Raw genomic sequence first — 25,916 nt, 5'->3', positions numbered from 1 at the left:
GGTGAACAACCGTTACTGCACCTCCAGGCCGTCCACCTTTTGCCGCGCCCCAGCAGCCTGAGGCGACCGCAATCCCAGCCGCGCCGCCGCGCGCCGCATGGGTGAACAACCGTTACTGCACCTCCAGGCCGTCCACCTTTTGCCACCCACGCGGCAACAACGATCCACGGCTCGCCCGCGCACCCACATACGTGTCCAGGTCCTTGAACGACAGGCTCATGGTACGAGCGCCGCTGCGCACCAGCAGCGTGTTGCCCGGTGCGACCGCCACCACGGCCACCACACGTTCGGTGCCGAGCTTGGCCTTGGGAATCTCGATGATCTTGTTGCCTTTGCCCTTGTCCAGCTCGGGCACGTCGGTGGCCGGCACCGCCAGCAGATTGCCGGCGCTGGTCACGGCGACGATGCGATCGGTTTGCGGGTTGCTCACCTGGGCCGGCGTCAGCACATGCGAGCCGGTGGTCAGGTTGAGCATCGCCTTGCCGGCCTTGTTGCGGCCGGTCAGGTTTTCGAAACGGGTAACGAAGCCGTAGCCATGCGAGGACGCCAGCACGAAGCGGGTGGCGTTGTCGGCACTGGCCATGACCTGGAACGCCGCGCCAGACGCCGGCGAGAACCGTCCGGTCAACGGTTCGCCATTGCCACGCGCCGAGGGCAGGGTGTGCACGGCGGTGGAATAGGCGCGGCCGTCCGAATCCAGGAACGCCACCTGGTGCGTGCTGCGGCTGCGCACCGCCGCCAGCAGGCCATCGCCATCGCGGTAGGACATGCCGGCCGGATCGACCTCGTGCCCCTTGGCCGCGCGGACCCAGCCCTTTTGCGACAGCACCACGGTCATCGGTTCGCTGGCCACCATTTCGGTTTCGTCGATGGCCTGTGCGGCGCCCCGTTGCACCAGCGGCGAACGACGCGCATCGCCGAACTTCTTGGCGTCGGCAGTCAGTTCGTCCTTGATCAGCTTCTTCAGCTTGGTCTTGCTCTCCAGGATCGCCATGATCTGCGCGCGCTCCTTGGCGAGCGCTTCCTGTTCGCCGCGGATCTTCATTTCTTCCAGGCGCGCCAGTTGGCGCAGCTTGGTTTCCAGAATGTATTCGGCCTGTTCTTCGCTCAGCGCGAAGCGCGAGATCAGCACCGGCTTGGGTTCGTCTTCGCTGCGGACGATGCGGATCACTTCGTCCAGGTTGAGGAAGGCGATCAACAAGCCTTCCAACAGGTGCAGGCGACGCTCGACCTTCTGCAGGCGATGGTTGAGGCGGCGGGTCACCGTATCGCTGCGGAAGCTCAGCCATTCGCTCAGCAGGTGCTTGAGGTTCTTGACCTGCGGGCGGCCATCCAGGCCGATCACGTTGAGGTTGACGCGGTAGCTGCGTTCCAGATCGGTGGTGACGAACAGGTGGCCCATCAGCTGTTCGGCATCGACGCGATTGGAGCGCGGCACCAGCACTACCCGCACCGGGCTGGTGTGGTCGGACTCGTCGCGGATGTCTTCCAGCCACGGCAACTTCTTGGCGCGCATCTGCTGGGCGATCTGCTCGATCACCTTGGACGGGGAGACCTGGTAGGGCAGCGCATCGATGACGATGTTGGCGTGCTCTTTCTTGTAGGTGGCGCGCGCGCGCACGCTGCCGTGACCGGTTTCGTAGATGTTCCGCAGGTCCGCAGCCGGAGTGATGATCTCGGCGGTGGTCGGGTAATCCGGGCCCAGCACGTGCTCGCACAGGTCGGCGACGCTGGCATCGGGATCATCGAGCAGCCGCAGCAATGCACTGACGATCTCGTTGAGATTGTGCGGCGGCACGTCGGTGGCCATGCCCACGGCAATGCCGGTGGTGCCGTTGAGCAGCAGGTGCGGCAGGCGTGCCGGCAACCAGGTGGGTTCTTCCAGGGTGCCGTCGAAGTTGGGCGCCCAATCGGTGGTGCCCTGGCCAAGCTCGCCCAGCAGCACTTCGGCGATCGGGGTCAGCTTGGACTCGGTATAGCGCATCGCTGCGAACGACTTGGGGTCGTCGGTGGAGCCGAAGTTGCCCTGGCCTTCGATCAGCGGGTAACGGTACGAGAACGGCTGCGCCATCAGCACCAGCGCTTCATAGCAGGCGCTGTCGCCATGCGGGTGGTACTTACCGATCACATCGCCCACGGTACGCGCGGATTTCTTCGGCTTGGCGGCGGCATTCAGGCCCAGCTCGCTCATTGCGTAGACGATGCGCCGCTGCACCGGCTTCAGGCCGTCGCCCAGGAACGGCAGGGCGCGGTCGAGCACCACGTACATCGAGTAGTCGAGATAGGCGCGTTCGGCATACTCGCGCAGCGGTAGTTGTTCGAAGCCGTGGAAGGTGGGGCGGGTCAGATCGGTCATGTAAAGCCAGGTCCTGCGTGAAGAGGAACCCGCACCGGGGCGCGGGCTCGAAGAGCGCCGATTATCCGGATGCGGCGGGGGATGCCAAGCCGCGTGCATGGGAGCCGGCCAGATAACGGGTTGGCGGGGCGCCGAAATGGCGATGGAACACGCTGACGAAGGCGCTGGGGCTGCTGTAGCCAAGCTGGTCGGCCACCTGCGCCACCGCATGGCCCTGGCTTAGCCGCCGCAGGCCTTCGGTCAGCCGGGCCTGCTGCCGCCACTGCGCAAAACTCAGGCCGGTCTCGTCGCGGAAATGCCGGCTCAGACTGCGCGGCGACAAGCCGCCCCAGTCGGCCCAGGCGTCGAGCGGGCGTGGGTCGGCGGGCGTGTCGAGCAACTGGCGGGCGATCCGCAGCAGCCGGCGGTCGGCGGGCATCGGCAGGTGCAGGTGGTCGATCTGCACCTGGCATAGCTCGTCCAGCAGCACCGCAGCCAGGCGTTGCTGGGTGGCATCCAGCGGCTGATCCAGCGGCCAGCTGGCGGCCCGCATGATGGCCTCGCGGGCCAGCCCGGTCAGGCGGATCACGCCGCCCTGCGCAGGCAGGGCGGCGCAGGCATCCGGCCGCACAACCACGCCCCAGCCGCGCATCGGCCCGGCCAGTTCCACGGTGTGCTGCTGCCCGGGCGGCATCCAGCCTGCGCAGCCCGGCGGCAGCGACAAGGCGCCTTGTTCGGTGTGCACGGTGAGCACGCCATGCTCCACGTACATCAGCTGACCGCGGACATGCGCGTGCCAGGCAGTTTCCGGCGCCCATACCTCGCGCAGCTCTGCCAGGAAGGCGATCAGCACCGGCCCATCGGCCTTTTCGAAGCTGGCGCGTACGCCTGGCGGCAAGGCGTCGATCTGGGTTGGCGGGTTTTCGATACTCATTGGCCGAATTGTATTACCGAGCCAGCGAACGCGCCGCGTAAGGTGGCGATCGTTGCGGGCGGTTTAATCCCCTGTGGAATAATTGCGTTGACAAATATATTTTTCGGAACAAAATGTGCCGCATGAATGTTTCGTCTTCCGCCACACCGTCGTTCGGCCTGTTGCTGCGCCAGGTGCGCGATGCGCTGATGCGCCAGCTCGATGCCGAGATGAAGGGCGAACTGCCCGATTTCGGCTTCAGCCACTACGTGGGCCTGAAGATTTTGGCGGTGCGCTCGCCATGCACGGCCAATGAGCTGGCGCTGGCGCTGGACCAGACCCCGAGCGCGGTGACCCGCCTGCTCGACAAGCTTGAAGCGCTGGGCGCAGTGCGGCGCGAGCCGCATGCGCAAGACCGGCGCGCGCTGCAGATCGTCATGACCGAGCAGGGCGTGGCGCTATGGGAGCGGCTGCGCCTGCGCGGCGAACGCGCCATCGAGCACGGCCTGCGCGACCTGTCCGCGGTCGAGCGCGAACTTCTCACCTCACTCCTTATCCGTGTCCGCGATGCACTCAACTCATGAACGTTGCTAGTTCTTCGACCCAGATGCTGCGCCCGCGCTCGATGCGCCTGGCACAGCCGCTCGTCATCACCGCCCTGGCACTGGCGTTGGCCGCCTGCGCCAGTAGCCGTGGCCTGAATCCGCAAGGCACCGTGCTGGATCCGAGCACGCTGCATGCAGAGCGCACCCTGGCGCAGCAAACCACGCTGAGTCCGGCCGCATGGCCGGCCAGCGATTGGTGGCGCGCGCTGGGCGATGCGCAGCTGGACGCGCTGATCGCCGAAGGCCTGCAGCACAGCCCCAGCCTCGCGGCGGCCGATGCGCGCCTACACCAGGCGCAGGCACGTATCGGCAGTGCGCAGGCCGAGCGCGGCCCCAGCCTCTCGGTGTCCGGTGGCTACACCGGCCTGCAGCTACCTGAATCCATGGTCGGCGAAGAGCTCGGCGGCAGCTATGGCGGCAGCGCGCAGGTCGTGCTGGATTTCCGCTACGGCGTCGATCTGTGGGGCGGCAAGCGCAGCGCGTGGGAAGCGGCAGTCGACCAGGCGCATGCGGCCGAAGTGGATGCGCAGGCGGCACGATTGAACCTGTCGTCGGCGATTGCCGAAGGCTATGCGCAGCTTGCGTACGCGTGGAGCCTGCACGACCTGGCCAACGACGAATTGAGCCGTGCGCAGAAGACCCTGGAGCTGACCCGGCAACGCCGCAGCGCCGGCATCGACAGCGAGTTGCAGGTGCGTCAGGCGCAAGCGCGCGTACCGGCTGCGCAGCAGCAGTTGCAATCGGCGCAGCAGCAGATCGACGAAGCCCGCACCGCGCTGGCCGCCTTGGTCGGGCAGGGCCCGGATCGCGGTTTGGACATTGCCCGGCCTGTATTCGGTGCGGGCATCGCCACGCAGTTGCCGAGCATGCTGCCGGCCGATCTGCTGGGCCGTCGCCCCGACGTGGTGGCGGCACGCTGGCGCGTGGAGGCGGCCAACAAGGACATCGCAGTCGCCAAGACCCGCTTCTATCCCAGCCTCAACCTCACCGCGCTGGGCGGTGTGATCAACCCGGATGTCGGCAAGTTGCTGGAAAGCGGCTCGGTGTTCGGACTGGTCGCGCCGGCGTTGAGCCTGCCGATCTTCGACGGCGGCAAGCTGCGCGCCAATCTGGCCGGCAGCGATGCGCAATACGACCTGGCCGTGGCCGACTACAACCAGAAAGTGATCTCCGCGCTGCGCGAAGTGGCCGACCAGGTCACCGCCGTGCGTTCGCTGGAGCTACGCGCGCAGGCGCAGAACGACGCCGTGCAGACAGCCACGGCCGCTTTCGATCTGGCGCAGCAGCGCTACCGCGCCGGCATCGGCAGCTATCTGGACGTGCTCAGCGTGCAGGAGCAGTTGCTCGTCGCACGCCAACGCATGGCCGGGCTGCAGTCGCAACAACTTCTGGCCTCGGTGAGGTTGCAGCGTGCGCTGGGCGGCGGATTCACGCCGGAGCCCGCACGCGATACCGCACGCACCGCGCCCACTTCCGCACAACCGAATTCCTGAGACATCGACGATGAGCCAGACGCCTTCAACTTCTCCTAAACCCGCACCGGCCGCGCCCAGCAAGCGCCGTACTGCGCTGCGCATCGTGGCCATTGTGGCGATCCTGGCGATCATCGGGCTGGTGGCGTGGTACTTCCTGGTCGGCCGTTGGCACGAAGACACCGACGACGCGTATGTGCAGGGCAACCAGGTGCAGATCACCCCGATGGTGGGCGGTACCGTGGTCAGCATCGGCGCCGAAGACGGCATGCGCGTGGAGCGCGGCCAGTTGCTGGTGCAGCTGGATCCGGCCGACACCGAGGTGGCCTTGCAGCAGGCCGAAGCCAACCTGGCCAAGACCGTGCGTCAGGTGCGCGGTCTGTATCGCACCGTGGAAGGTGCGCAAGCCGAATTGTCCGCACGCGAAGTCACGCTGCGCAGCGCGCGCTCGGACTTCGCGCGGCGTAAGGATCTGGCCGCCACCGGCGCGATCTCCAACGAAGAACTGGCACATGCCCGCGACGAACTGGCCGCCGCCGAAGCGGCCGTGAGCGGCTCGCGCGAGAGCCTGGAGCGTAACCGTGCGTTGGTGGACGACAGCGCGGTGGCCAACCAGCCGGACGTGCAGACCGCCGCCGCACAGCTGCGTCAGGCGTATTTGAATCATGCGCGCACCGGCGTGGTGGCGCCGGTGTCCGGCTATGTCGCACGGCGCTCGGCGCAGGTGGGTCAGCGCGTGCAGCCGGGCAGCGTGTTGATGGCGGTGGTGCCGCTGGAGCAGGTGTGGGTGGAAGCCAATTTCAAGGAAACCCAGCTCAAGCACATGCGCCTGGGCCAGGAAGTGGAACTGCATTCTGATCTGTACGGCGGCGGCGTGAGCTACACCGGCCGTATCCAGAGCCTGGGCCTGGGCACCGGCAGCGCGTTCTCTCTATTGCCGGCGCAAAACGCCAGCGGTAACTGGATCAAGATCGTGCAGCGCGTGCCGGTGCGCATTGCGGTGGATTCCAAGCAGCTTGCCAGCAATCCGCTGCGGATTGGTCTGTCGATGAAGGTGGATGTAAACCTGCACGATCAGCAGGGCAGTGTGCTGCCGACCAAGGTCGCCAACGGCGCGGTGTTCGCCACCGACGTGTATGCGCAGCAGCTCAAGGCTGCCGACGCCGACATCCAACGCATCATCCAGGACAACCTGCCGTCGCAGGCTGCCACCAAGGCGGGCTAAGCCACCATGTCTTCGCAAGCTCCCACCGCGTCCGGCGGCCCGGCGGCACCGGCGCCAGCGGCCGGTTTTCGCCCGGCCAGCGTGGCGTTGTGCACCGTGGGCCTGGCCATGGCCTCGTTCATGCAGGTGCTGGACACCACCATCGCCAACGTCTCGCTGCCGACCATCGCCGGCAACCTCGGCGCCAGTTCGCAGCAGGCCACCTGGGTGATCACCTCGTTCGCCGTCAGCACCGCCATTGCGTTGCCGCTGACCGGCTGGTTGAGTCGCCGGTTTGGCGAAACCAGGTTGTTCGTGTGGTCCACGCTGGCGTTCACCATTGCCTCGCTGCTGTGCGGTCTGGCGCAGAGCATGGGGATGCTGGTGGTGGCGCGCGCGCTGCAAGGATTCGTTGCCGGGCCGATGTATCCCATCACCCAGAGTCTGCTGGTGTCGATCTATCCGCGCGAAAAACGCGGGCAGGCGCTGGCGTTGCTGGCGATGATTACCGTGGTGGCCCCGATCGCCGGGCCGATTCTCGGCGGCTGGATCACCGACAACTACAGCTGGGAATGGATCTTCCTGATCAACGTGCCGCTTGGCATCATCGCCAGCAGTATCGTGGGTTCGCAGTTGCGGCATCGCCCCGAACAGCTCGAAAAGCCGCGCATGGATTACATCGGCCTGATCCTGCTGGTGGTCGGCGTGGGCGCCCTGCAGCTGGTGCTGGATCTGGGCAATGACGAAGACTGGTTCTCTTCGGACAAGATCGTGGTGTTGGCCTGCATTGCGGCAGTGGCGTTGGTGGTGTTCGTGATCTGGGAGTTGACCGACAAGGATCCCATCGTCGATCTCAAGCTGTTCCGGCATCGCAATTTCCGCGCTGGCACGCTGGCAATGGTGGTCGCATATGCCGCGTTCTTCAGCGTGAGCCTGCTGATCCCGCAATGGCTGCAACGCGATATGGGGTACACCGCGATCTGGGCCGGCCTGGCCACCGCGCCGATCGGCATCCTGCCGGTGCTGATGACGCCATTCGTCGGCAAATACGCGCTGCGCTTCGACCTGCGCATGCTGGCCACCATCGCCTTTGTCTTCATGTCCTTCACCAGCTTCTTCCGCTCCAATTTCAACCTGCAGGTGGACTTCGGCCATGTGGCCACGATCCAGTTGGTGATGGGTGTGGGCGTGGCATTGTTCTTCATGCCGGTGTTGCAGATCCTGTTGTCGGATCTGGACGGTCGCGAGATTGCGGCCGGCTCCGGCCTGGCCACCTTCCTGCGCACGTTGGGCGGTAGCTTCGCCGCATCGTTGACCACGTATCTGTGGGCACGCCGTACCCAGGTACACCACGCGCACATCACCGAGCACATTTCGGTGTACACGCCCGGCATGCAGGAGCAGGTCACTGCGATGGGGCAGGGCGACCTGCAACGCGGCGCGGCATCGCTCAATAACATGATCAACCACCAGGCTTCGCAGATGGGTTTCAACGACATCTTCTATCTGCTTGGATGGACCTTCCTGGCGATCATCTTCTTCCTGTGGCTGGCAAAACCGCCGTTCGGTGCCGGGGCCGGGAGTGCGGCGGCGGCCGGGGGGCATTGAGCGACGTTGCGGGTTGAACAACGAAAACCCCGCTCGAATGCGGGGTTTTCGTTGTGACGGATTTGACGAGCTTGGCCGATTGCCGCAGCGCCGAGCCGGTCGATGCGACGCATGGCCTGCCGCAGACGCTGGCAAATGCGGATGTCGCAACCCGAATGCCCAAACGAAAAAAACCCGCCGAAGCGAGGTTTTTACGATCTACCGTGAGTCGTGGTGCCCAGGAGAGGACTCGAACCTCCACGAAGTTGCCCCCGCTAGCACCTGAAGCTAGTGCGTCTACCAATTCCGCCACCTGGGCGACTCAGGGGGCGAATTGTGCAAGCTGCGCGCGAGACTGTCAACGCACCCGGCACATTTTCTTCGTCGCCCCATACGCGGCACGGCAACGAACCAGTCCGATGGTGGCGCACGCATGCATCGGTGCCTGCACCACGTGCGCTCACGGCAACTGTGCCGCCTGCAGCGTGACCTCGGCAGTTTGCACCGGCTCGCTCGCCGAACGCGCCAGTTGCACGCGGTAAGTGCCCGCGGCGATCGTCCAGCGACGTGCCTTGGCATCGAAATCGGCCAAGGTCTTGGGTTCTGCGACGACCTGCACGCTGCGTTTTTCGCCAGGCTTTAGCGTGAGCTTTTGCCAGCCGATCAGCCGCAGCGGGGTGGCGTGGCCGTCGGGCAGGGCGAGGTAGAGCTGCGGCACGGCGGCGCCTTCGCGCGGGCCGGTATTCTCCACCTCGAAGCTGGCGGTGAGCTGGCTGCCGCGTGCCTCCACCTGCAGCCCGCCCATGCGGAACTGCGTGTACGACAGGCCATGGCCGAACGGGTAGCGTGGTGTCAGCTTGCGCGCGGCGAACCACTTGTAACCGACATTGGCGCCTTCGATGGCGTAGTCGATGCTGTCTTCGCCCGGCTTGGCCGGCTTGAAGCCCAGCCCCGGAATCGACGGGCGCGGCAGCTGCGACTCGTCCACCGGCCAGGTCACCGGCAGGTGGCCGGAAGGATTCACCGCGCCGGTCAGCAGGTTGGCGATCGCCTCGCCGCCGCCGATGCCCGGATACCACGCCTGCAACACCGCCGGCACGCGTTCGGCCCACGGCATGCGCACCGGTCCATTGGTTTCCAGCACCACGGTGGTCTTCGGGTTGGCCTTGGCCACGGTCTCGATCAACGCGTCCTGGTTGTCGGGCAAGCGCATGTCCGGCAGATCCACCGATTCGGCGGCCCACTGGGTGGCGAACACGATCGCCACATCGGCCGCCTTGGCGGCGCGTGCGGCCGCGGCGCGGTCGGTGCCGTCCAGGTAATCGATCTGCACGTTCGGCAGTGCCGCACGCAGTGCCTGCAGCGGTGAGGACGGATGGATGATCACTGGGCCGGGCCAGGTGGTCGGCGTGATGCCCGGTACCGCGTTGCCGCCGTTGATGGTGTAGTCCACGCGCGAAGAGCCGCCGCCGGACATCACGCCCTTGTCGGCGTAGCCGCCGATCACCGCGATGCGGCGCACGTCCTTGGACAGCGGCAATGCGGCCTGTTCGTTACGCAGCAACACGCTGCCTTCTTCGGCCACGCGCTGCGCAGCCAGAAGACCGGCCTTGCCATCGATGGGTTGACGCTGGGGAGGATGATCGAAGGCGCCGTGCGCGAACAGGCTGCGCAGCACGCGCTTGACCATGTCGTCGAAACGCGCGCGCGGCACCACGCCGGCAGACACCGCCATGCGTAACGGCGCATCGAAAAACACTGCCGCGTCGAACACTTCGCCGGCCGATTGTTGATCCAGCCCGGCCAACGCCGCCTTGGATCCGCTATGCACGCCGCCCCAATCGGACATCACGTAACCGGGGTATTTCCATTCCTGCTTGAGCACCTGGTTGAGCAGGTAATCGTGCTCGCAACCGTAGACACCGTTGATCTTGTTGTACGAACACATCACCGAGGCCGGGTCGCCGATCTTCAGCGCAATCTCGAAGGCCAGCAGGTCCGATTCGTGCATCGCCTGCGCGCCGATCTGCGCGCTGTGAAAATTGCGCCGCGTTTCCATGTCGTTGAGTGCGAAGTGCTTCATCGTGGAAAGCACATGTTCGCTTTGCACGCCGCGAATCGATTCGCCGACCATGGTGCCGGCCAGCAACGGATCTTCACCCGCGTATTCGAAATTGCGCCCATTACGCGGGTCGCGCTGCAAATTGACGCTGCCGGCGAGCAACACGTTGAAGCCCTGCTGCCAGGATTCGTGGCCCATGGTCTTGCCGCCGGTATACGCCAGTTGCCGGTTCCAGCTCGATGCGGTCGACGGTCCCGATGGCATCGCGGTGGCGTAATCGCCCTTGCGGATGCCGCCGGGGTTGGTCACGCCCACGCCGGCATCGGCCAGTTGCTGGGCGGGAATGCCCAGACGCGGGATACCGGGAACGTAGCCGGCCGAACCGAGCGCGCCCTCGGGCTTGGGAATCTTGTCGGTGCCCAAGCCGAAATAGCTGCGCAGCATCTGGAATTTTTCATCCTCGCTCATCTGCGCCAGCAGGCGGTCGGCGCGCTGGTCCGGGGTCAGTGCGGTGTCCATCCACGGCTGCGAAGGTGGCGCGCCCTGCGCGACTGCCAGCGATGCGGCGAGGGCGATGCCAAGGCCCATCACGACCGCCAGGACCAAGGGGCGCGGACGATTCTGATGGGATGTAAACGGTTTCATATCGAGCTGTGGCACGGGATTTCCTTGTAGTGCTGGTTCAAGACATAAAGAGGGGCGCCAAAATGCCCACATCGGGAGGGCGCGAGCATTCCGCGCGACGCGTGCAGAATCGGCGCGCGGCTAGAAGTCGGTCTGCGCGGTGCGGAGTACCGGGTAGAGCTGGTAACGCTCATCCCACGATGCGTGGCGCTTCGCGAAAAATTCCAGCCGCGCCTGCGGGTTGTTGGAAAAGTCCGGATCGCTGGCGATGCGCTGTTCGAACTGCGCCCTCAACGCGGCATCGCGCCCAAGCATGTCGCGCGCTACCTCTTCGGCGACATAGGCTTCCATGTATTCCTTGCGCTCGAGCGCGGTATTGAAAAAGCCCCACTGCAGCAGCGAATCCGGCGCCTGCGGTTCCAGGATCGCCATCACCAGACGCGCCCTGGGTTGGGCGATCGGCACGAACAAGGAGCCGGCCGGCACGCTGCGGGTTTCATTGCGCCATTGCCCGCTGAGTTCGACTGTCTGATGGCTTTCGTTGGAGCGTGCCGAGAACTTGACCGCGTCGGCGCGGAAGGTTTGCACCGGCCGCTCCGCCGCATTGCCGATGGTCGTGAATTGAATGCCATGCAGGCGCAGTTTTCCGCCGACCAAGGCGGCTTGCGCAGCCGGGACCAGGTAGCCGCCGCGTGGCGCATCCACCACCACATCGGGTTTGATCTGATCGCGCAGCGGCACCTTCCAGACTTGCGGCTTGCTCTCGTCGTAGCGCGTCATCAGCGCGCCGGAAATCGGCGACGGTGTGCGCGTATACGCGTAGCCACGAAACGCGACGGTGCGTGCGTATGGGCCCGCAGCGAAGCTCAACGGTTCGGTCGTGCCGGCCAAACGTGTGGCGCGCTGATCGGCAGCCAATGCATCGGCGCGCCACTGGCTGCCATGGCGTGCGGCCTGCTGCAGCACCGAAACGATGGCATTGCGGGTGATCCGCACACGCGTGGGGTAATCCTTCCACGAATGCGTTTCCACCAACATGCCGAAGCGGTTGCGTAGCAGGAAATAGCCGTGCGAAAAGCGCGGCGGCGACACATCATCGGCGAAGCCGGAACTGGGGTCGTCTTCGTGCACGAAGGACGGGTAGTAGGGCAGCGGCAGCGAGCCCTGTTTTTTCAGGTCGGCAAGCACTGCGTCGCGCCAGCTGGTGCCATCGCGCTGCAAGGTCGTATCGCCGGCATGCACCGGTTCCACCTGCACTGACACATCGTGCTCGAACTTGGCGCCGTCGGTGACGTGCAGGTCTACGACCATCAGCGGGTCCCACTGCTGCACCAGTTGCAGCATGGCCTGCATTTCCGGCGCGTCCGCTTTGACGTAATCGCGGTTGAGATTGAGGTTCTGCGCGGTGGTGCGCCAGCCCATCTGTTCGGGGCCGCGCTGATTGGGACGGTTCCAGGCACCGAAGCGCTCATGTCCGTCGACGTTGAATACCGGTACGAACACCCACACCAGCTTGTCGAGCACGCCGTTGCCGGCCTTGCCGTCGAGCAACTCGCGCAGAGCAAGAAAGCCCGCATCCTTGCCATCGATCTCGCCGGCATGGATGCCGCCCTGGACCAAGACCACCGGCAACTTGCGTTGCGCGGCCGATTGCGGGTCGAGCGCGCCACGGGTGGAGGCGATCAGGGCCTTCATCGGCCTGCCCTCGGGCGTAGTGCCGAACTGGATGCAACGCACGGACTGCGGGTAGCGCTGCGCAAACGCATCGCACAATGCAATGACTTCGTCGTAGCGGCCGGTCTGGATAAAACCGCTGCGCTCTGCCTGAGTGGTCAGCGGCGCGGCAGCCAGCGCGGCGGGGGCGGAAGTCAGCAGCAATAGGCTCAGGGCCAAGCGAGTGAAGCGGGGCATCCAGCGGTCCAGTGTTCCAGGAAAACGTTTGCAATGTAGCCGAGCCAGCGTGCAAGGCCAATCTGCACTGCGTCATGATCCTGCTGTGATCGGTGCCATGTGCGTGGGTTTCACCTGGACGCGGGGCGGGTTTTCGTTGACCAGCTGAGCGACATTCGAGGTAGGCGCAAACGACGCGGAGGCTGTGCAACGCTTGGAACAATGTCGTTTCCGGCCGGCCTGTACGACATCGATCATGCCGAAGTGAGGTCCGCCAGCCGTATCCGCTCGGTGCCCGCGTCCGGCACTTCCGGGCGGGCGATGGCGGCCGGCGGGTGGGCGCCGGTACGATAGGGCCTGTTTTCAGCATGACCGGACTGCCTTTGACCACCTCCATCTCGCCAGGCGCATCTGCCGGCGCGCGGCTGCCGCTCCAGATTCCTTTCATCATCGGCAACGAGGCCTGCGAGCGTTTCAGCTTCTACGGCATGCGCAATATCCTGGTGCAGTTCCTGATCACCTCGCTGTTGCTGCAGGAAATCAGCGGGCCGGGACGCGAGGCCGAGGCCAAGCACATCCTGCACAGTTTCATGATCGGGGTGTATTTCTTCCCGTTGCTGGGCGGTTGGCTGGCCGACCGCGTCTTCGGCAAGTACAACACCATTTTGTGGTTCAGCCTGGTGTATTGCGCCGGCCACGCCTGCCTTGCGCTGTTTGAAGGCAGCCGCGACGGGTTTTTTCTCGGTCTGGGCCTGATCGCGCTGGGCGCAGGCGGCATCAAGCCGCTGGTGGCGTCGTTCATGGGCGACCAGTTCGACCAGTCCAACAAGCACCTGGCCAAGGTGGTGTTCGACGCTTTCTACTGGATCATCAATTTCGGCTCGCTGTTCGCCTCGCTGCTGATTCCGCTGGCGCTGAAGAATCTGGGCCCGGCCTGGGCATTCGGCATTCCCGGCATCCTGATGTTCGTGGCCACGCTGGTGTTCTGGCTGGGGCGCAAGCGTTATGTGCTGGTGCCGCTGCCGCCGAAGGACCCACATGGGTTCGCTGCGGTGGTGCGCACCGCGTTACTGACGCACGCGCCGGGGCAGGGGCGCCCGGGCCTGCTGCTGGCGGTCGTCTCGGTGCTGCTGGCGCTGGCTGGCTTCGCGCTGGTCGAACCATTGGGCATCGTCGTGTGTCTGTGCATTGCGCTGGTGCTGTTGCTGGCCGGGATCGGCGGCGGGACCTGGTGGCAGCTGGAACGCGCGCGTGGCACCCATCCGGATGTTGCGGTGGAAGGCGTGCGTGCGCTGTTGCGGGTGTTGGTGATCTTCGCGCTGGTGACGCCGTTCTTTTCGTTGTTCGACCAGAAGGCCTCGACCTGGGTGCTGCAGGGGCGCGAGATGACCATGCCGGCCTGGTTCACCGCCTCGCAGATGCAGGCGCTCAATCCGCTGCTGGTGATGCTGCTGATCCCCTTCAACAACCTGGTGCTGTACCCGCTGCTACGCCGTGGCGGCTGGGAGCCCACCCCGTTGCGCCGCATGACCAGCGGCATCGCCTTCAGTGGCGTGGCCTGGATTGCGGTGGGCGCGATCCAGATGATCATGGATGGTGGCGAGCCGATGCACATCGCCTGGCAGATCCTGCCGTACGCACTGCTCACCTTCGGCGAGGTGCTGGTGTCGGCCACCGGCATCGAGTTCGCCTACAGCCAGGCGCCGCCGTCGATGAAGGGCGTGGTGATGAGTTTCTGGTATCTCACTACCACCGTCGGCAATCTATGGGTGCTGCTGTCGAACGTGGCGGTGCGCAATGCGACGGTAACCGCGTATATCGCCGATACTGGACTCAGCGAAGCGGCCTTCTTGATGTTCTTCTTCGCGGCCTTCGCGTTCCTGGCGGCACTTGCCTTCGGCTTGTACGCGCGCCGGTATCGCATGGTCGACAATTACCGTACTGCCTGAGGTCTGCATGATTACCCTGATCCTGATCGCCATCACCGGCATCGTCTCGTGGATGGCGTTCAACAATCGCAAGTTGAGCGACCGGCTGATCCTGTGGCCGCCGGCGGTAGACAAGCACAAGCAATACGACCGCCTGGTGACCTATGGCTTCATCCATGCCGATCTGGGGCACCTGATCTTCAACATGATCACGCTGTTCTTCTTCGGACGGGTGATCGAGAACGTGATGGCCCAGCTCACCGGCAGCGTGCTGACCTATCCGTTGTTCTATCTGGCCGCACTGGTGGTCTCGATCCTGCCGAGCTACCTGAAGAACCAGAAGAATCCGAATTACCTCAGCCTGGGCGCGTCCGGTGCGGTGTCGGCAGTGCTGTTTGCCTTCATCCTGCTGCAACCATGGACGATCATCCTGGTGCTGTTCATTCCCGCCCCGGCAATTCTCTATGCGGTGTTCTATGTGGGCTACAGCCTGTGGATGGACCGCCGCGGCGGCGATCGCATCAACCACAGCGCACATCTGGCCGGCGCCGCGTTCGGCGTGATGTTCATGCTGATCATGGAGCCGCGCGTGTGGCAGGTGTTTCTGGAGCAGCTGTCCAATCCGCGCTTCGGCTGAGCGCGGCCGGCGGCGGTTAGGTCACCCAGGCTCAGCGCGCTGGACGCCGTCGCAGGTGGGCGTGGACTTTCGTGCGCGGCCGGCGCATGCCTTCTGCAAGCCGAAAGCGTGGTCGCAGCTAGCGCAGTGGCACGCCCGACGACTGCTGGCGTGTACGGACTGGACCGTTGCGGGAGCGGATCAAATCCGGGGCCTGATGAGGCCGAGCCAGGTCAGACCCGCGCGATGGCACGGTCTCGACAGACTTGCCAGATGAGACAACGACTGCACAGCGGATGAGACCGCTGCGCAGCGATGCGCCGGCTCAGGCCGCGTTGCGTTCCTGGTCGGCGCTGGATGCCACGCCGTAGGCCTGCTGCAGGCGCTCGTACACCGTATCGTTGAGCTGCGTGAAATCCGGATTGTGGGTGTCGCCCTTGAGAGCGAACTGGAACAAGCCCTCCAGCAACGAGCTGTCGCTGTCTGCGCTGTGTCCTGCCGAATCGTTGTTCATGCGGTGGCTCCCTCGTAGGTAAGGCGAAGACGTCGCTGCTTCCGCACACCGGTTGCCGCGATTGCCTTCAGGTCAGCTATCGGCGCCCCCCCGGGAGAACTTGAGGGCGCGTTGCGCAAGCTGCGCGGCCGATCACAGCAGCGATTCACTTTCACGCAGGCGCGGCATCGCGCTGGTCACACTGACGCCACTTCTTGCAGGCGCAGAACATGACGGAGGCGTCGATAGTGCACGTAGAACACGATCCGGTCCGGCAGCGTTTCAACGTGGACACCGATGGACATCGTGCCGAGCTGGCCTATCGGCGCGAAGGCGAGATCATGACCATCACCCACACGCAGGTGCCGGACGCCGTCAGCGGACGCGGAATTGCCGCGGCATTGGTCGAGGACGCTTTGGCATTCGCACGGCAACATGGTTTGAAGGTGGTTCCGGCATGTCGCTATGCCGATGCATATGTGCGGCGACATCCGCAATATCAGGATCTGCTGGCCTGACCGGCATTGGCCTTTCGTAACACGATTCAGACAGGGGAGCGGGCGGTAATGGGGCGGTTGCTTGAAGTGAAGGCAGTGCAGGGCTTGCTGGTGCTGGCCGTGTTGGCAGGGTGTACGCAGCGCGCGCCGACAACGTCAGAGCCGAACGCGCCTGCGGCCGATTCGGCGCCTGCGGCAGCGCCGCCTGCAGAGCCGACCGTGGTACAGAGCGGCCCGCTGGAAGATGTGATCGAACATGCACCGGCCTATATGGTGGGCATCAGCTATCCGCACGGGCTGGATGCATATCCGGAACTCACTGCGCTCATTCGCGGCTATGCGCAGGACGCACGTGCCGAACTGATGCAGGCCGTGTCCGGTCTGGGCAACGACAAGCCGCCCGCGCCGTATGAGCTGTCGCTGGCATTCGAAACCGTGTTGCAGACCCCGGATCTGATCGTGATTTCCGCCGACGGCAGCAGATACACCGGCGGTGCGCATGGCGAGCCGCTGGTGGCGCGCTTCGTCTGGCTGGTCAAGGAGAACAAGCAATTGACCGCGCAGGCGCTGATTCCGGATCCGGCAGCCTGGGAAAAGATCGGCCGGGAGGTCGCGGCGCAATTGCATGCAGCAGCGACCCAGCGCGTCCAGGCCGATCGCGTGCCGGTAGAAGAGCAGGCTGAGCAGGTGGCTTCGGCCGATCGCATGATTGCCGAAGGCACTGCCGCGCAGGTGGACAATTTTGCGCAGTTCGTGCCCGTGTTGAACGCAAATGGGCAGATCACTGCCGTGCGCTTTGTGTTTCCGCCCTATCAGGTCGGCCCCTACTCGGATGGCACGCAGATGGCAGAGGTGGCTGCCTCCACATTATTGCCTTCGGTCGCACCGGAATATGTACATCTCTTCGCGCGCTGAGGTGTCGCATCGCGCATGTTGTGATTGAATGGCTCGGCCATTCAGCAACGTACTCCAACGGGTGATATGAGTAGTTTCGATCCGACCGCAAGTCGCGTGGACCACACCTGCGTGCGTTATCCGGCGTTCCCACGGGAGCCGGCAATATTGGTGAGACTGATCAAGCATCTCTACAAGCGCCTGCATACGCTCGGGTGCGTGCGGCTCAAGCCTTATGGCATCAGTCCGCCGGAATTCGAGATCTTGATGATGCTCTATGGCACACCGGAGCAGTCGATCACTCCGACCGAGGTGGCCGAAGCCGCCAGCGAAAAGCCGGCCAACATCACCCGGCTCACCGATCAGCTGTGCGAGAAAGGCCTGATCACGCGCGCCAGCAGCCCCGAAGATCGGCGCAAGATCGTACTGACGCTGCAACCGGCAGGCTCGGCCTTGATCGAAAGCCTGTTGCCCGATGCCTGCACGCTGTTGCATGCAGAGACCGTCAGTATGAGCGAGGCCGAGCAGCTACGGTTGGAGAAGCTGCTGAAAAAGCTTCTGGATGGCGTGGACGCGGTCGAACTCTGAGCGGCGCGCGTTGCGCGTGCGATAAGCGCTGCAAACGCAGCACGCAAAAAAACCGCCCTGGTCGCCCAGGGCGGCGTTGTCATCTGATCGGTTCTCGACCAAAGACTTGTCGATCGCGAGCATTTGATGTCTCGTCTGATGTCCAAGATCGGCATGCCCGAAGGGGACATGCCGATCCTGCCGCCACACGCGCGGCCTCACCACCGCGCGCGGATCGTGCAGCCGATTTACGGCCTGGACTGCGGCGCTTCCGGAGTCGCACCATCGCCGCCTTGCGCGCTGAGACCGCGCTTTTCGAGCAGCGGCTCGATCTGCGGCGCATGCCCGGCGAAGTTCTGGAACAGCTCCATCGCATCCACGCTACCGCCGCGCGAAAGCAGGGTTTTGCGGAAACGATCGCCATTGGCGCGGCTCAGGCCACCGTGCTGCTTGAACCACTGCTGGGTGTTGGCGTCCAGCACTTCCGACCAGATGTAGGCGTAGTAGCCTGCCGCGTAACCGCCCATGATGTGGCTGAAATACGGGGTCTTGTAGCGCGGCGGCACCGGTGCATAGGCAATGCCGTCCTGCTGCAGCGCCTTGGCTTCGAATGCCATCACGCCAGCGGCGTCTGGCACCTGGTTGGCGCTGACCTGGTGCCAGTTCTGATCCAGCATTGCCGCACCCAGGTACTCGGTGGTGGCAAAGCCCTGGTTGAACTTGGATGCGGCAATCACCTTGTCCAGCAAGGCCTGCGGCATCGGCGTGCCGTTCTGATAATGCTTGGCGTAGTTCTTCAGGATGGACGGCTCGTCGGCCCACATCTCGTTGACCTGCGAGGGGAACTCGACGAAGTCGCGCGGCACGCTGGTACCGGAGAAATACGGGTATTTGACGTCGGAAAACATGCCGTGCAGCGCATGCCCGAACTCATGGAACATGGTGGTCACCTCATCCCAGGTCAGCAGCGTCGGCTGGCCGGCCGGCGGCTTGGGAATGTTGAGGTGGTTGGCCACCACCGGCTTGAAGCCGGTCAGGTCCGACTGCGACACATAGGAGTTCATCCATGCGCCACCGCGCTTGGATTCGCGCGCATACATGTCGGCAATGAAGATCGCCAACTGCTTGCCGTCCGCGTCGAACACGTCGTAGACGGTGATGTCGTCGCGATAGGTCGGCAGGTCGGTGCGCTGCTTGAAGGTCAGGCCGTATTCCTGATTGGCCGCATAGAACACGCCGTTTTCCAGCACGTTCTTCAACTCGAAGTACGGCTTGAGCTGCGATTCGTCGAAGTTGTACTTGGCCTGGCGCACCTTCTCGCTGTAGTAGGCCCAATCCCAGGCTTCGAGCTTGAAGGTCGGCTTGCGCGCGGCCTTTTGTTCCTTGTCGATCATCGCCTGCAGATCGGCGGCTTCGCGCTTGGCATTGGCCACCGCGGCCGGTGCCAGTTTGCCCAGCATCGCGTTGACCGCTTCGGGGGTCTTGGCGGTCTGGTTTTCCAGCGAGTAGGCGGCATAGGTTGGGAAGCCCAGCAACTTGGCCTTGTCGGCACGCAGCTTCATGATGCGCGCCACCAGCGCGGTGTTGTCGTACTGGCCGCCGTGGCTGCCGCGCGACACCGAGGCGTCGTAGATCTTCTTGCGCAGCTCGCGATTCTTCAGCTGGGTCAGCGGCGGTTGGCCGGTGGTATTGAGCAGCGCGATGACGTACTTGCCGTCGAGCTTGCGTGCCTTGGCGGCTTCGGCGGCAGCGGCAATCTGCTCCTGCGACAAACCATCCAGTTGCTTGACGTCGTCCACGACCACAGCGGCAGCATTCACTTCGGCCAGCACGTTCTGGCTGAAAGTGGTGCCCAGGTTGGCCAGCTCGGCATTCATGGCCTTGAGCGTGGTCTTGTCGGCGTCGGAGAGCTTGGCGCCGTCGCGCACGAAGTCGCTGTAGTACTTCTCGACCAGGCGCACGCCCTGCGCATCCAGCCCCAGCTTGGCGCGTTGGTCGTACAAGGTCTGGATGCGTGCGAACAGCTTGCCGTTGAGCGAAATCGCATCGCGGTGCGCTGCGAACTTCGCCGAATAGTCGGCTTGCAATTTCTTGCGTGCGTCGTTGGTGTCTGCGCCGACCAGGTTGAAGAACACCGTAGTGGCGCGGTCGAGCGTGGCACCGCTCTTTTCCAGCGCGATGATGGTGTTGTCGAAACTGGGCTTGGCCTTCTGGCTGGCGATTTTTTCCACTTCCTTCAACTGCTCGGCCATGCCGGCATCGAAGGCAGGTGCGAAATCGCTGTCCTTAATTTTGTCGAACTGCGGGTAATGCAGCGGCAGCGTGCTGTCGGCGAAGAAGGGGTTGGCTTGGGTGGCGGCCTGCGTGGCAGCGGGGGCGGCGATGCTGTAGGACGGCATGGCAAGTCCCAGGGAGGCGGCCAGGGCAAAAGCGAGACGGGTGGTCAAGAGGGTTGCTCCAAAGTGCGAACCGCCGAGGCTAACCCAGCCAGTCGAGACAGGCGTGTGACAAAAGGCATGGCTGCCAAGCCAATGCAACGCCATCAGGCGGGCACAACCGTCGCTCGCGTTGCATGGTACGAGTCGATGCAAGCGGAGCATGGACCGCCGCCGGACGTGCGCCCGCTGCACTCCGTGGCAGACCCGAGCTGGCTGTCTTCGGCTGGCTTTGGAAGATCCCGGGCCGTCTGTTTGACGATCCCGGCCCGTCGCGCGGAAGGCGATCTGTCGTACGACTGACCTCTGCAATCTTTCTTGCGCCGCGTGGCCGCCGTGCAGGCGGCTACGGTACGCTGCCCGTCTCGCACACTGCAGGGCAACCATGAGCGACATCTCCACCTTCGCATTCACCGACCTGGAAGGTCGCACCCAGTCGATGCGCGATTATGCCGGCAACGTACTGCTGGTGGTCAATGTCGCCTCCAAGTGCGGGTTTACGCCGCAATACGCGGGGCTGCAGGCCCTGTGGCAGCGTTATCGCGAACGTGGACTGGTAGTGATCGGTTTTCCATGCGATCAGTTCGGGCACCAGGAGCCGGGCGATGCGGCGCAGATCCGCCAGTTCTGCTCGCTCGACTATGCGGTGGATTTTCCGCTGGCCGCGAAAATCGACGTCAACGGCAACGGCGCGCATCCGCTGTGGCAATGGCTCAAGCACGAACAACGCGGCGTGCTCGGGTCCGAGGCGATCAAGTGGAACTTCACCAAGTTCCTGATCGGCCGCGACGGCCGCGTGCTGGAACGTTATGCGCCCACCACCAAGCCGGAGGCATTGGCTACCGAGATCGAGCGCGCGCTGGACGCATGATCCGGCAGGGCGTGGTGCTGGAATCGTAGGGGCGCACCCGGGCGCGACGAGGCGTTACCGGGAACGCTTCGTTGCGCCCGGGGGCGCTCCTACGACAGCGGGTTTTTCAGACGAAACGCCGCGCCGCACGGGTCTTGCATGCGCGGCGCGTCACTTTTCGACGAATGCGCGCTCGAACACGTAATGCCCCGGCGTGCCGATGCGCGGCGAGGTCTGGAAACCGCGGCTATCCAGCAGGCTGCGCAGGTCGGCCAGCATCTGCGGGCTGCCACAGATCATGAAACGGTCGTTGGCCGGATCCAGTGTCGGCAACCCGAGCGTCTGCTGCATGCGCCCATCGGCCATCAGCTCGGTCAAACGGCCTTGGTTGGCGAAGGTTTCGCGCGTGACGGCCGGGTAGTACAGCAATTTTTCGCGCAGCAGGTCGCCGAGAAATTCGTGCTGCGGCAATTCGCGTTCGAAGTAATCGCGGTAGGCCAGATCCTGCACGAACCGCACGCCCTGGGTGAGGATCACCTTGTCGAAACGCTCGTAGGTTTCCGGGTCCTTGATGATCGACAGCCACGGCGCCAGACCGGTACCGGTGCCCAACAGATACAGGTTGCGCCCGGGGTGCAGATCACTGATCAGCAGCGTGCCGGTGGGTTTCTTGCCGACCAGCACCTTGTCGCCGGGCTGGATGTGCTGCAGCCGCGAGGTCAGCGGGCCGTCCGGCACCTTGATGCTGAAGAACTCCAGATGTTCTTCCCAATTGGCGCTGGCGATCGAATACGCACGCAGCAACGGACGCGTTTCGGTTTCCAGCCCGATCATCACGAACTGCCCGTTTTCGAAACGGAAGCCGGCATCGCGGGTCGTGGTGAAACTGAAGTAGGCATCGGTCCAATGACGGACCTCAAGCACCGTTTCGGCGCCAAAAGCGGAAGACATACCGGTCGTGTCGTGGGAGGAGTACGCGCCAATTCTACCTCAAGCTGGCCAAATGAGATGAACTCTCATTTGGGTGGGGATCGGGAATGGGGAATCGGGAATGGAGAATGGGTGTGGCTGTCCAAGGGGTCTGCACGCTCGCTGATCAGGACGCCAAGTGTCACCACCAAGAAACCGCTTTTACGATTCCCCATTCCCCATTCCCCATTCCCAGCTTCACCGATACCCCGCCGCCTGCAATTCGAACAATTCCGCATACCGGCCGCCCTGCGCCATCAGCTCTTCGTGGGTGCCATTGGCTTCGATGCGGCCGGCAGCGAGCACCAGGATGCGGTCGGCCATGCGCACGCTGGAGAAACGGTGCGAGATCAGCACCGCGGTGCGGTTATCCGAGAGTTCCTTGAAGCGCTGGAACACCTCGAATTCGCTGCGCGCATCCAGCGCGGCGGTGGGTTCGTCCAGGATCATCAGCTGCGCATCGCGCATGTAGGCGCGGGCGATGGCGATTTTCTGCCATTGCCCGCCGGACAGATCCACGCTGTTCTTGAAACGCCGCCCGATCAGCTGGTTGTAGCCATCGGGCAGGCTGTCGATCAGCTCGCCGGCCATGGCGCGTTGTGCGGCGGCGCGGATGCGTGGCGTATCGTCCATCGCGTCCACCTGGCCGACGCCGATGTTTTCGCCAACGCTCAGGTGATAGCGCACGAAGTCCTGGAAAATCACGCCCAGGTTGGCGCGCAGCTCGTCCAGATCGTAGTCGCGCAGATCCTGGCCATCGAGCAGGATGCGGCCTTCGTCGGGGTCGTAGAGCCGTGCCAGCAGCTTGACCAGGGTGGTCTTGCCGGCGCCGTTTTCGCCGACCAGCGCCAGCACTTCGCCGGCGCGCAATTCGAAATCCAGATGCCGCACCGTCCACTGTTCGGCATCCGGGTAGCGGAAGCCGACATCTTCGAACACGAAGCCCTGGCGGATCGGGCGCGGCACCGGCAGCGCGTTCGGGCGCGAGCGGATTTCCGGCACGATGTTGAAGAACGAGTACAGATCGTCCAGATACAGCGCCTGGCCGGCGACCTGCGAAAAGCCGATCAGCAAGCCTTCCAGCAATTGCCGCAGGCGCAGGAAGCTGCCGGCCAGAAAGGTCAGATCGCCGATGCTGAAGTCGCCGCGCACGGTGCGCCAGGCGATGTAGCCGTAGGCCATGTAGTAGCCCAGGGTGCCGAGCGCGGCCAGCAACGCCCCCCACATTGCGCGCTTGCGTGCCAGCGCACGGTTGGCCTGGAAGAACTTGTCGGCCAGCCGGCGGTAGCGCGCAATCAGGAAGCGGTGCAGGTTGAGGATTTTGACCTCCTTGGCCGTCTCCACGCTGGCGCCGACCTGGCGCAGGTAATCGAGCTGGCGCCGTTCCGGCGTCCACTGGAAATTGAGCGAATACCCCAACGCATTGAAGTGTGCCTCGCCGATGAAGGCCGGAATCAACGCAACCGCCAGCAGCACGATCAACCAGGGCGCGTAGACCACCAGGCCCACCGCCAGGCTGATCACGGTAATGGCGTCCTGCACCTGGCCGAACAGCTGGCTCATCAGGTTCATGCGGTTCATGGTCTGGCGTCGCGCGCGATCCAGCTTGTCCTGACGGTCCGGGTCTTCGAAATCCTCCAGATCCAGCTGCGCGGCATGTTCCATCAGACGCACGCTGGCGGCGTTGTTGAACAACTCCGACAGCAGCGCATCGGCGTAGCCGACCAGCCGGCCGAGCAGGTCCGAGCCGATCGCCAGCGCCAGTTCCAGCGCCAGCAGTTCCAACAGCCGGTTCAGGCGGCCGCTGCCCAGGGCCTGCGCGAACGAGTCGAATGCCGACGGTTGGCCGACCAGATGGATCGCCTCGTCGATGATCAATTTGCCGATGTATAGCGTCGCCACCGGCATCAGCGCGCGCAGCACGCGCAAGCCGATGCTGCTGGCACTCAGCCAGCGGCTGGTCTGCCAGATCTGCTGCAGGAACGGCGGGAGATTGCGCAGCGCATCCAGGCGCTCGCGCAGGGTAGGGCCGGTACGGGGAGTGGCAGGCGCAGTAGCGCCGGAACGGGAAGCTGACATCGCGCCAGTGTGCCGCGCCCGGCGTGGGCGCGGGGTGTTGGGCTGGGTGACTGGCTGATGGGGCGGGGCGCGGGCCAATTACGTGCCTGCCCACGGCGCGCCGAGATACCGCCAGCCGCTGCAGGGGCAACGGTCGGCGCATTCGTCGCTGGCTATCACCCGAGCGCCACCGCAGTGGCGCACTGACGAAACGCACTCTCCGGCAACGCTCAATCGCATCGATTGACATTGCGCCCGGACGCGCCTGCGGTTTGCTCTAAAATGGCCGGATTGCCCCCGCCAGCCGTAGAGCCAGCCGTGACCTCGATCAAGCAGGAAGACCTCATCCAGTCCGTCGCCGATGCGCTGCAGTACATCAGCTACTACCACCCGGTCGATTACATCAAGAACCTGTCCGCCGCCTACGAGCGCGAAGAATCGCCGGCCGCCAAGGACGCCATTGCGCAGATCCTGATCAATTCGCGTATGTGCGCCGAAGGCCACCGCCCGATCTGCCAGGACACCGGCATCGTCACCGTGTTCCTGGAAATCGGCATGAACGTGCGATGGGACGACGCCACGCTGGGCGTGGAAGACATGGTCAACGAGGGCGTGCGCCGCGCCTACAACCACCCCGACAACAAGCTGCGCGCCAGCGTGCTGGCCGATCCGGCCGGCAAGCGCGCCAACACCCGCGACAACACGCCGGCGGTGGTCAACACCAAGATCGTGCCCGGCGACCATGTCGAGGTGATCGTCGCGGCCAAGGGCGGCGGCTCGGAGGCCAAGAGCAAGTTCGCCATGCTCAATCCGTCCGATTCCATCGTCGACTGGGTGCTCAAGACCGTGCCGACCATGGGCGCCGGCTGGTGCCCGCCGGGCATGCTCGGCATCGGCATTGGCGGCACCGCAGAGAAGGCGATGCTGCTGGCCAAGGAAGCCTTGATGGAGCCGATCGACATCGTCGACCTGCAGGCGCGCGGCCCCTCCAACCGTGCCGAAGAGCTTCGTCTTGAGCTGTACGAAAAGGTCAACGCGCTGGGCATCGGCGCGCAGGGCCTGGGCGGCCTGACCACGGTGCTGGACATCAAGGTCAAGGATTATCCGACCCATGCCGCCAACCTGCCGGTGGCGTTGATCCCCAACTGCGCCGCTACCCGCCATGCGCACTTCACGCTGGACGGCAGCGGCCCGGTGATGCTGGATCCGCCGTCGCTGGAAGATTGGCCCAAGCTCACCTACAACCCGACCAATGCGCGCCGGGTCAATCTGGACACCATCAGCAAGGAAGAAGTGGCCAGCTTCAAACCGGGCGAGACGATCCTGCTCAATGGCAAGCTGCTGACCGGCCGCGATGCCGCGCACAAGCGCATGATCGACATGCTCAACCGCGGCGAAACCCTGCCGGTGGACTTCACCAACCGCTTCATCTACTACGTCGGCCCGGTCGATCCGGTGCGCGACGAAGTGGTCGGCCCGGCTGGCCCGACCACCGCCACGCGCATGGACAAGTTCACCCGGCAGATGCTGGAACAGACCGGCCTGCTCGGCATGGTCGGCAAATCCGAGCGCGGCGATGCGGCGATCGCCGCGATCCGCGACAACAAGGCCGTGTATCTGATGGCGGTCGGCGGCTCGGCCTATCTGGTGTCCAAGGCGATCAAGGCCGCGCGCGTGCTGGCGTTCGAGGACCTCGGCATGGAGGCGATCTACGAATTCGAGGTCAAGGACATGCCGGTGACGGTCGCGGTGGATTCCAGCGGCGAATCGGTGCACAAGACCGGCCCGCGCCAATGGCAGTCGCGTATCGGCAAGATTCCGGTGGTGGTGGAGTAACTGCGACGATCCAACCGGCTGCACCTGCGTTGCGCAGGCGTGGCCGGTGCCGGTGAGTTGCAGGGACGATGCGCGCATGCG

General features: G+C 64.5%; 19 protein-coding genes and 1 tRNA gene. 11 read left to right on the top strand and 9 right to left on the bottom strand.

Annotation, left to right across the window (positions count from 1 at the left end; genetic code table 11):
- Positions 1-112: 112 nt before the first annotated feature.
- Positions 113-2,356, bottom strand: coding sequence for a DNA topoisomerase IV subunit A (gene parC / locus EO156_RS19435; protein ID WP_015472346.1), 2,244 nt, complete (start codon positions 2,354-2,356; stop codon positions 113-115).
- A gap of 61 nt (positions 2,357-2,417) precedes the next feature.
- A complete protein-coding gene (locus EO156_RS19430) occupies positions 2,418-3,269 on the bottom strand; it encodes a helix-turn-helix transcriptional regulator (protein WP_029828465.1) in 852 nt (283 codons plus the stop codon).
- Between the two features lie 122 nt (positions 3,270-3,391).
- Between EO156_RS19430 and EO156_RS19425 the strand changes: the two genes are divergently transcribed.
- From EO156_RS19425 to EO156_RS19410, 4 genes are read left to right on the top strand one after another with little or no spacing between them, the layout of a single operon-like run.
- The gene (locus tag EO156_RS19425; RefSeq protein ID WP_003483498.1) at positions 3,392-3,832 is read left to right on the top strand and encodes a MarR family transcriptional regulator; all 441 of its coding nucleotides are present in this window, start codon (positions 3,392-3,394) and stop codon (positions 3,830-3,832) included.
- 23 nt (positions 3,833-3,855) lie between these two features.
- Complete coding sequence (locus tag EO156_RS19420; RefSeq protein ID WP_016849511.1) at positions 3,856-5,346, top strand: AdeC/AdeK/OprM family multidrug efflux complex outer membrane factor; 1,491 nt, start codon at positions 3,856-3,858, stop codon at positions 5,344-5,346.
- Between the two features lie 10 nt (positions 5,347-5,356).
- Positions 5,357-6,550, top strand: coding sequence for an efflux RND transporter periplasmic adaptor subunit (locus tag EO156_RS19415; RefSeq protein WP_016849512.1), 1,194 nt, complete (start codon positions 5,357-5,359; stop codon positions 6,548-6,550).
- Between the two features lie 6 nt (positions 6,551-6,556).
- The gene (locus EO156_RS19410) at positions 6,557-8,137 is read left to right on the top strand and encodes a DHA2 family efflux MFS transporter permease subunit (RefSeq protein WP_016849513.1); all 1,581 of its coding nucleotides are present in this window, start codon (positions 6,557-6,559) and stop codon (positions 8,135-8,137) included.
- A gap of 211 nt (positions 8,138-8,348) precedes the next feature.
- Here EO156_RS19410 and EO156_RS19405 read toward each other — a convergent pair.
- The 3 genes from EO156_RS19405 to EO156_RS19395 all read right to left on the bottom strand — a co-directional run bounded on the left by EO156_RS19405 (position 8,349) and on the right by EO156_RS19395 (position 12,713).
- Positions 8,349-8,435 (bottom strand) — tRNA-Leu (locus tag EO156_RS19405).
- Between the two features lie 141 nt (positions 8,436-8,576).
- Positions 8,577-10,766, bottom strand: a complete 2,190-nt coding sequence (locus EO156_RS19400; RefSeq protein WP_026006917.1) for a glycoside hydrolase family 3 C-terminal domain-containing protein — start codon at positions 10,764-10,766, stop codon at positions 8,577-8,579.
- Between the two features lie 177 nt (positions 10,767-10,943).
- Positions 10,944-12,713 (bottom strand): M14 family metallopeptidase, encoded by a 1,770-nt coding sequence (locus EO156_RS19395; RefSeq protein WP_029828473.1) that lies wholly within the window; start codon positions 12,711-12,713, stop codon positions 10,944-10,946.
- A 362-nt stretch (positions 12,714-13,075) separates the two neighbouring features.
- On the opposite strand from EO156_RS19395, the gene EO156_RS19390 reads away from it, so the two are divergent.
- The gene (locus tag EO156_RS19390) at positions 13,076-14,641 is read left to right on the top strand and encodes an oligopeptide:H+ symporter (RefSeq protein WP_026006918.1); all 1,566 of its coding nucleotides are present in this window, start codon (positions 13,076-13,078) and stop codon (positions 14,639-14,641) included.
- Positions 14,642-14,648: 7 nt separating this feature from the next.
- Positions 14,649-15,257: a rhomboid family intramembrane serine protease gene (locus EO156_RS19385; protein WP_003483519.1), complete on the top strand. Its 609-nt coding sequence runs from the start codon at positions 14,649-14,651 to the stop codon at positions 15,255-15,257.
- A gap of 304 nt (positions 15,258-15,561) precedes the next feature.
- Here EO156_RS19385 and EO156_RS19380 read toward each other — a convergent pair whose 3' ends face one another.
- Positions 15,562-15,750: a hypothetical protein gene (locus EO156_RS19380; RefSeq protein ID WP_005911777.1), complete on the bottom strand. Its 189-nt coding sequence runs from the start codon at positions 15,748-15,750 to the stop codon at positions 15,562-15,564.
- Between the two features lie 227 nt (positions 15,751-15,977).
- Here EO156_RS19380 and EO156_RS19375 point away from each other — a divergent pair, with 227 nt between their 5' ends.
- The 3 genes from EO156_RS19375 to EO156_RS19365 all read left to right on the top strand — a co-directional run bounded on the left by EO156_RS19375 (position 15,978) and on the right by EO156_RS19365 (position 17,708).
- Complete coding sequence (locus tag EO156_RS19375; protein ID WP_026006919.1) at positions 15,978-16,247, top strand: GNAT family N-acetyltransferase; 270 nt, start codon at positions 15,978-15,980, stop codon at positions 16,245-16,247.
- A gap of 48 nt (positions 16,248-16,295) precedes the next feature.
- A complete protein-coding gene (locus tag EO156_RS19370; RefSeq protein ID WP_016849518.1) occupies positions 16,296-17,141 on the top strand; it encodes a DUF3298 and DUF4163 domain-containing protein in 846 nt (281 codons plus the stop codon).
- 66 nt (positions 17,142-17,207) lie between these two features.
- Positions 17,208-17,708, top strand: coding sequence for a MarR family transcriptional regulator (locus tag EO156_RS19365; protein WP_016849519.1), 501 nt, complete (start codon positions 17,208-17,210; stop codon positions 17,706-17,708).
- A gap of 227 nt (positions 17,709-17,935) precedes the next feature.
- On the opposite strand, the gene EO156_RS19360 is transcribed toward EO156_RS19365, so the two are convergent.
- Complete coding sequence (locus EO156_RS19360; protein WP_011050927.1) at positions 17,936-20,134, bottom strand: M3 family metallopeptidase; 2,199 nt, start codon at positions 20,132-20,134, stop codon at positions 17,936-17,938.
- Positions 20,135-20,507: 373 nt separating this feature from the next.
- Here EO156_RS19360 and EO156_RS19350 point away from each other — a divergent pair, with 373 nt between their 5' ends.
- Complete coding sequence (locus EO156_RS19350; RefSeq protein ID WP_005925748.1) at positions 20,508-20,993, top strand: glutathione peroxidase; 486 nt, start codon at positions 20,508-20,510, stop codon at positions 20,991-20,993.
- A gap of 150 nt (positions 20,994-21,143) precedes the next feature.
- Here EO156_RS19350 and EO156_RS19345 read toward each other — a convergent pair whose 3' ends face one another.
- Positions 21,144-21,923, bottom strand: coding sequence for a ferredoxin--NADP reductase (locus tag EO156_RS19345; RefSeq protein ID WP_005911788.1), 780 nt, complete (start codon positions 21,921-21,923; stop codon positions 21,144-21,146).
- A gap of 216 nt (positions 21,924-22,139) precedes the next feature.
- The gene (locus tag EO156_RS19340; protein WP_016849520.1) at positions 22,140-24,020 is read right to left on the bottom strand and encodes an ABC transporter ATP-binding protein; all 1,881 of its coding nucleotides are present in this window, start codon (positions 24,018-24,020) and stop codon (positions 22,140-22,142) included.
- 297 nt (positions 24,021-24,317) lie between these two features.
- On the opposite strand from EO156_RS19340, the gene EO156_RS19335 reads away from it, so the two are divergent.
- Entirely contained in the window at positions 24,318-25,835 is a 1,518-nt protein-coding gene (locus tag EO156_RS19335) for a fumarate hydratase (RefSeq protein WP_011050928.1), read from the top strand.
- Positions 25,836-25,916: the final 81 nt, after the last annotated feature.

It is taken from the genome of Xanthomonas sp. DAR33341, assembly GCF_003992815.1.
Lineage (GTDB): Bacteria > Pseudomonadota > Gammaproteobacteria > Xanthomonadales > Xanthomonadaceae > Xanthomonas > Xanthomonas cissicola.
The sequence above is the reverse complement of the archived record's forward strand: the minus strand, read 5'-3'. Positions and strand labels throughout refer to the sequence as shown.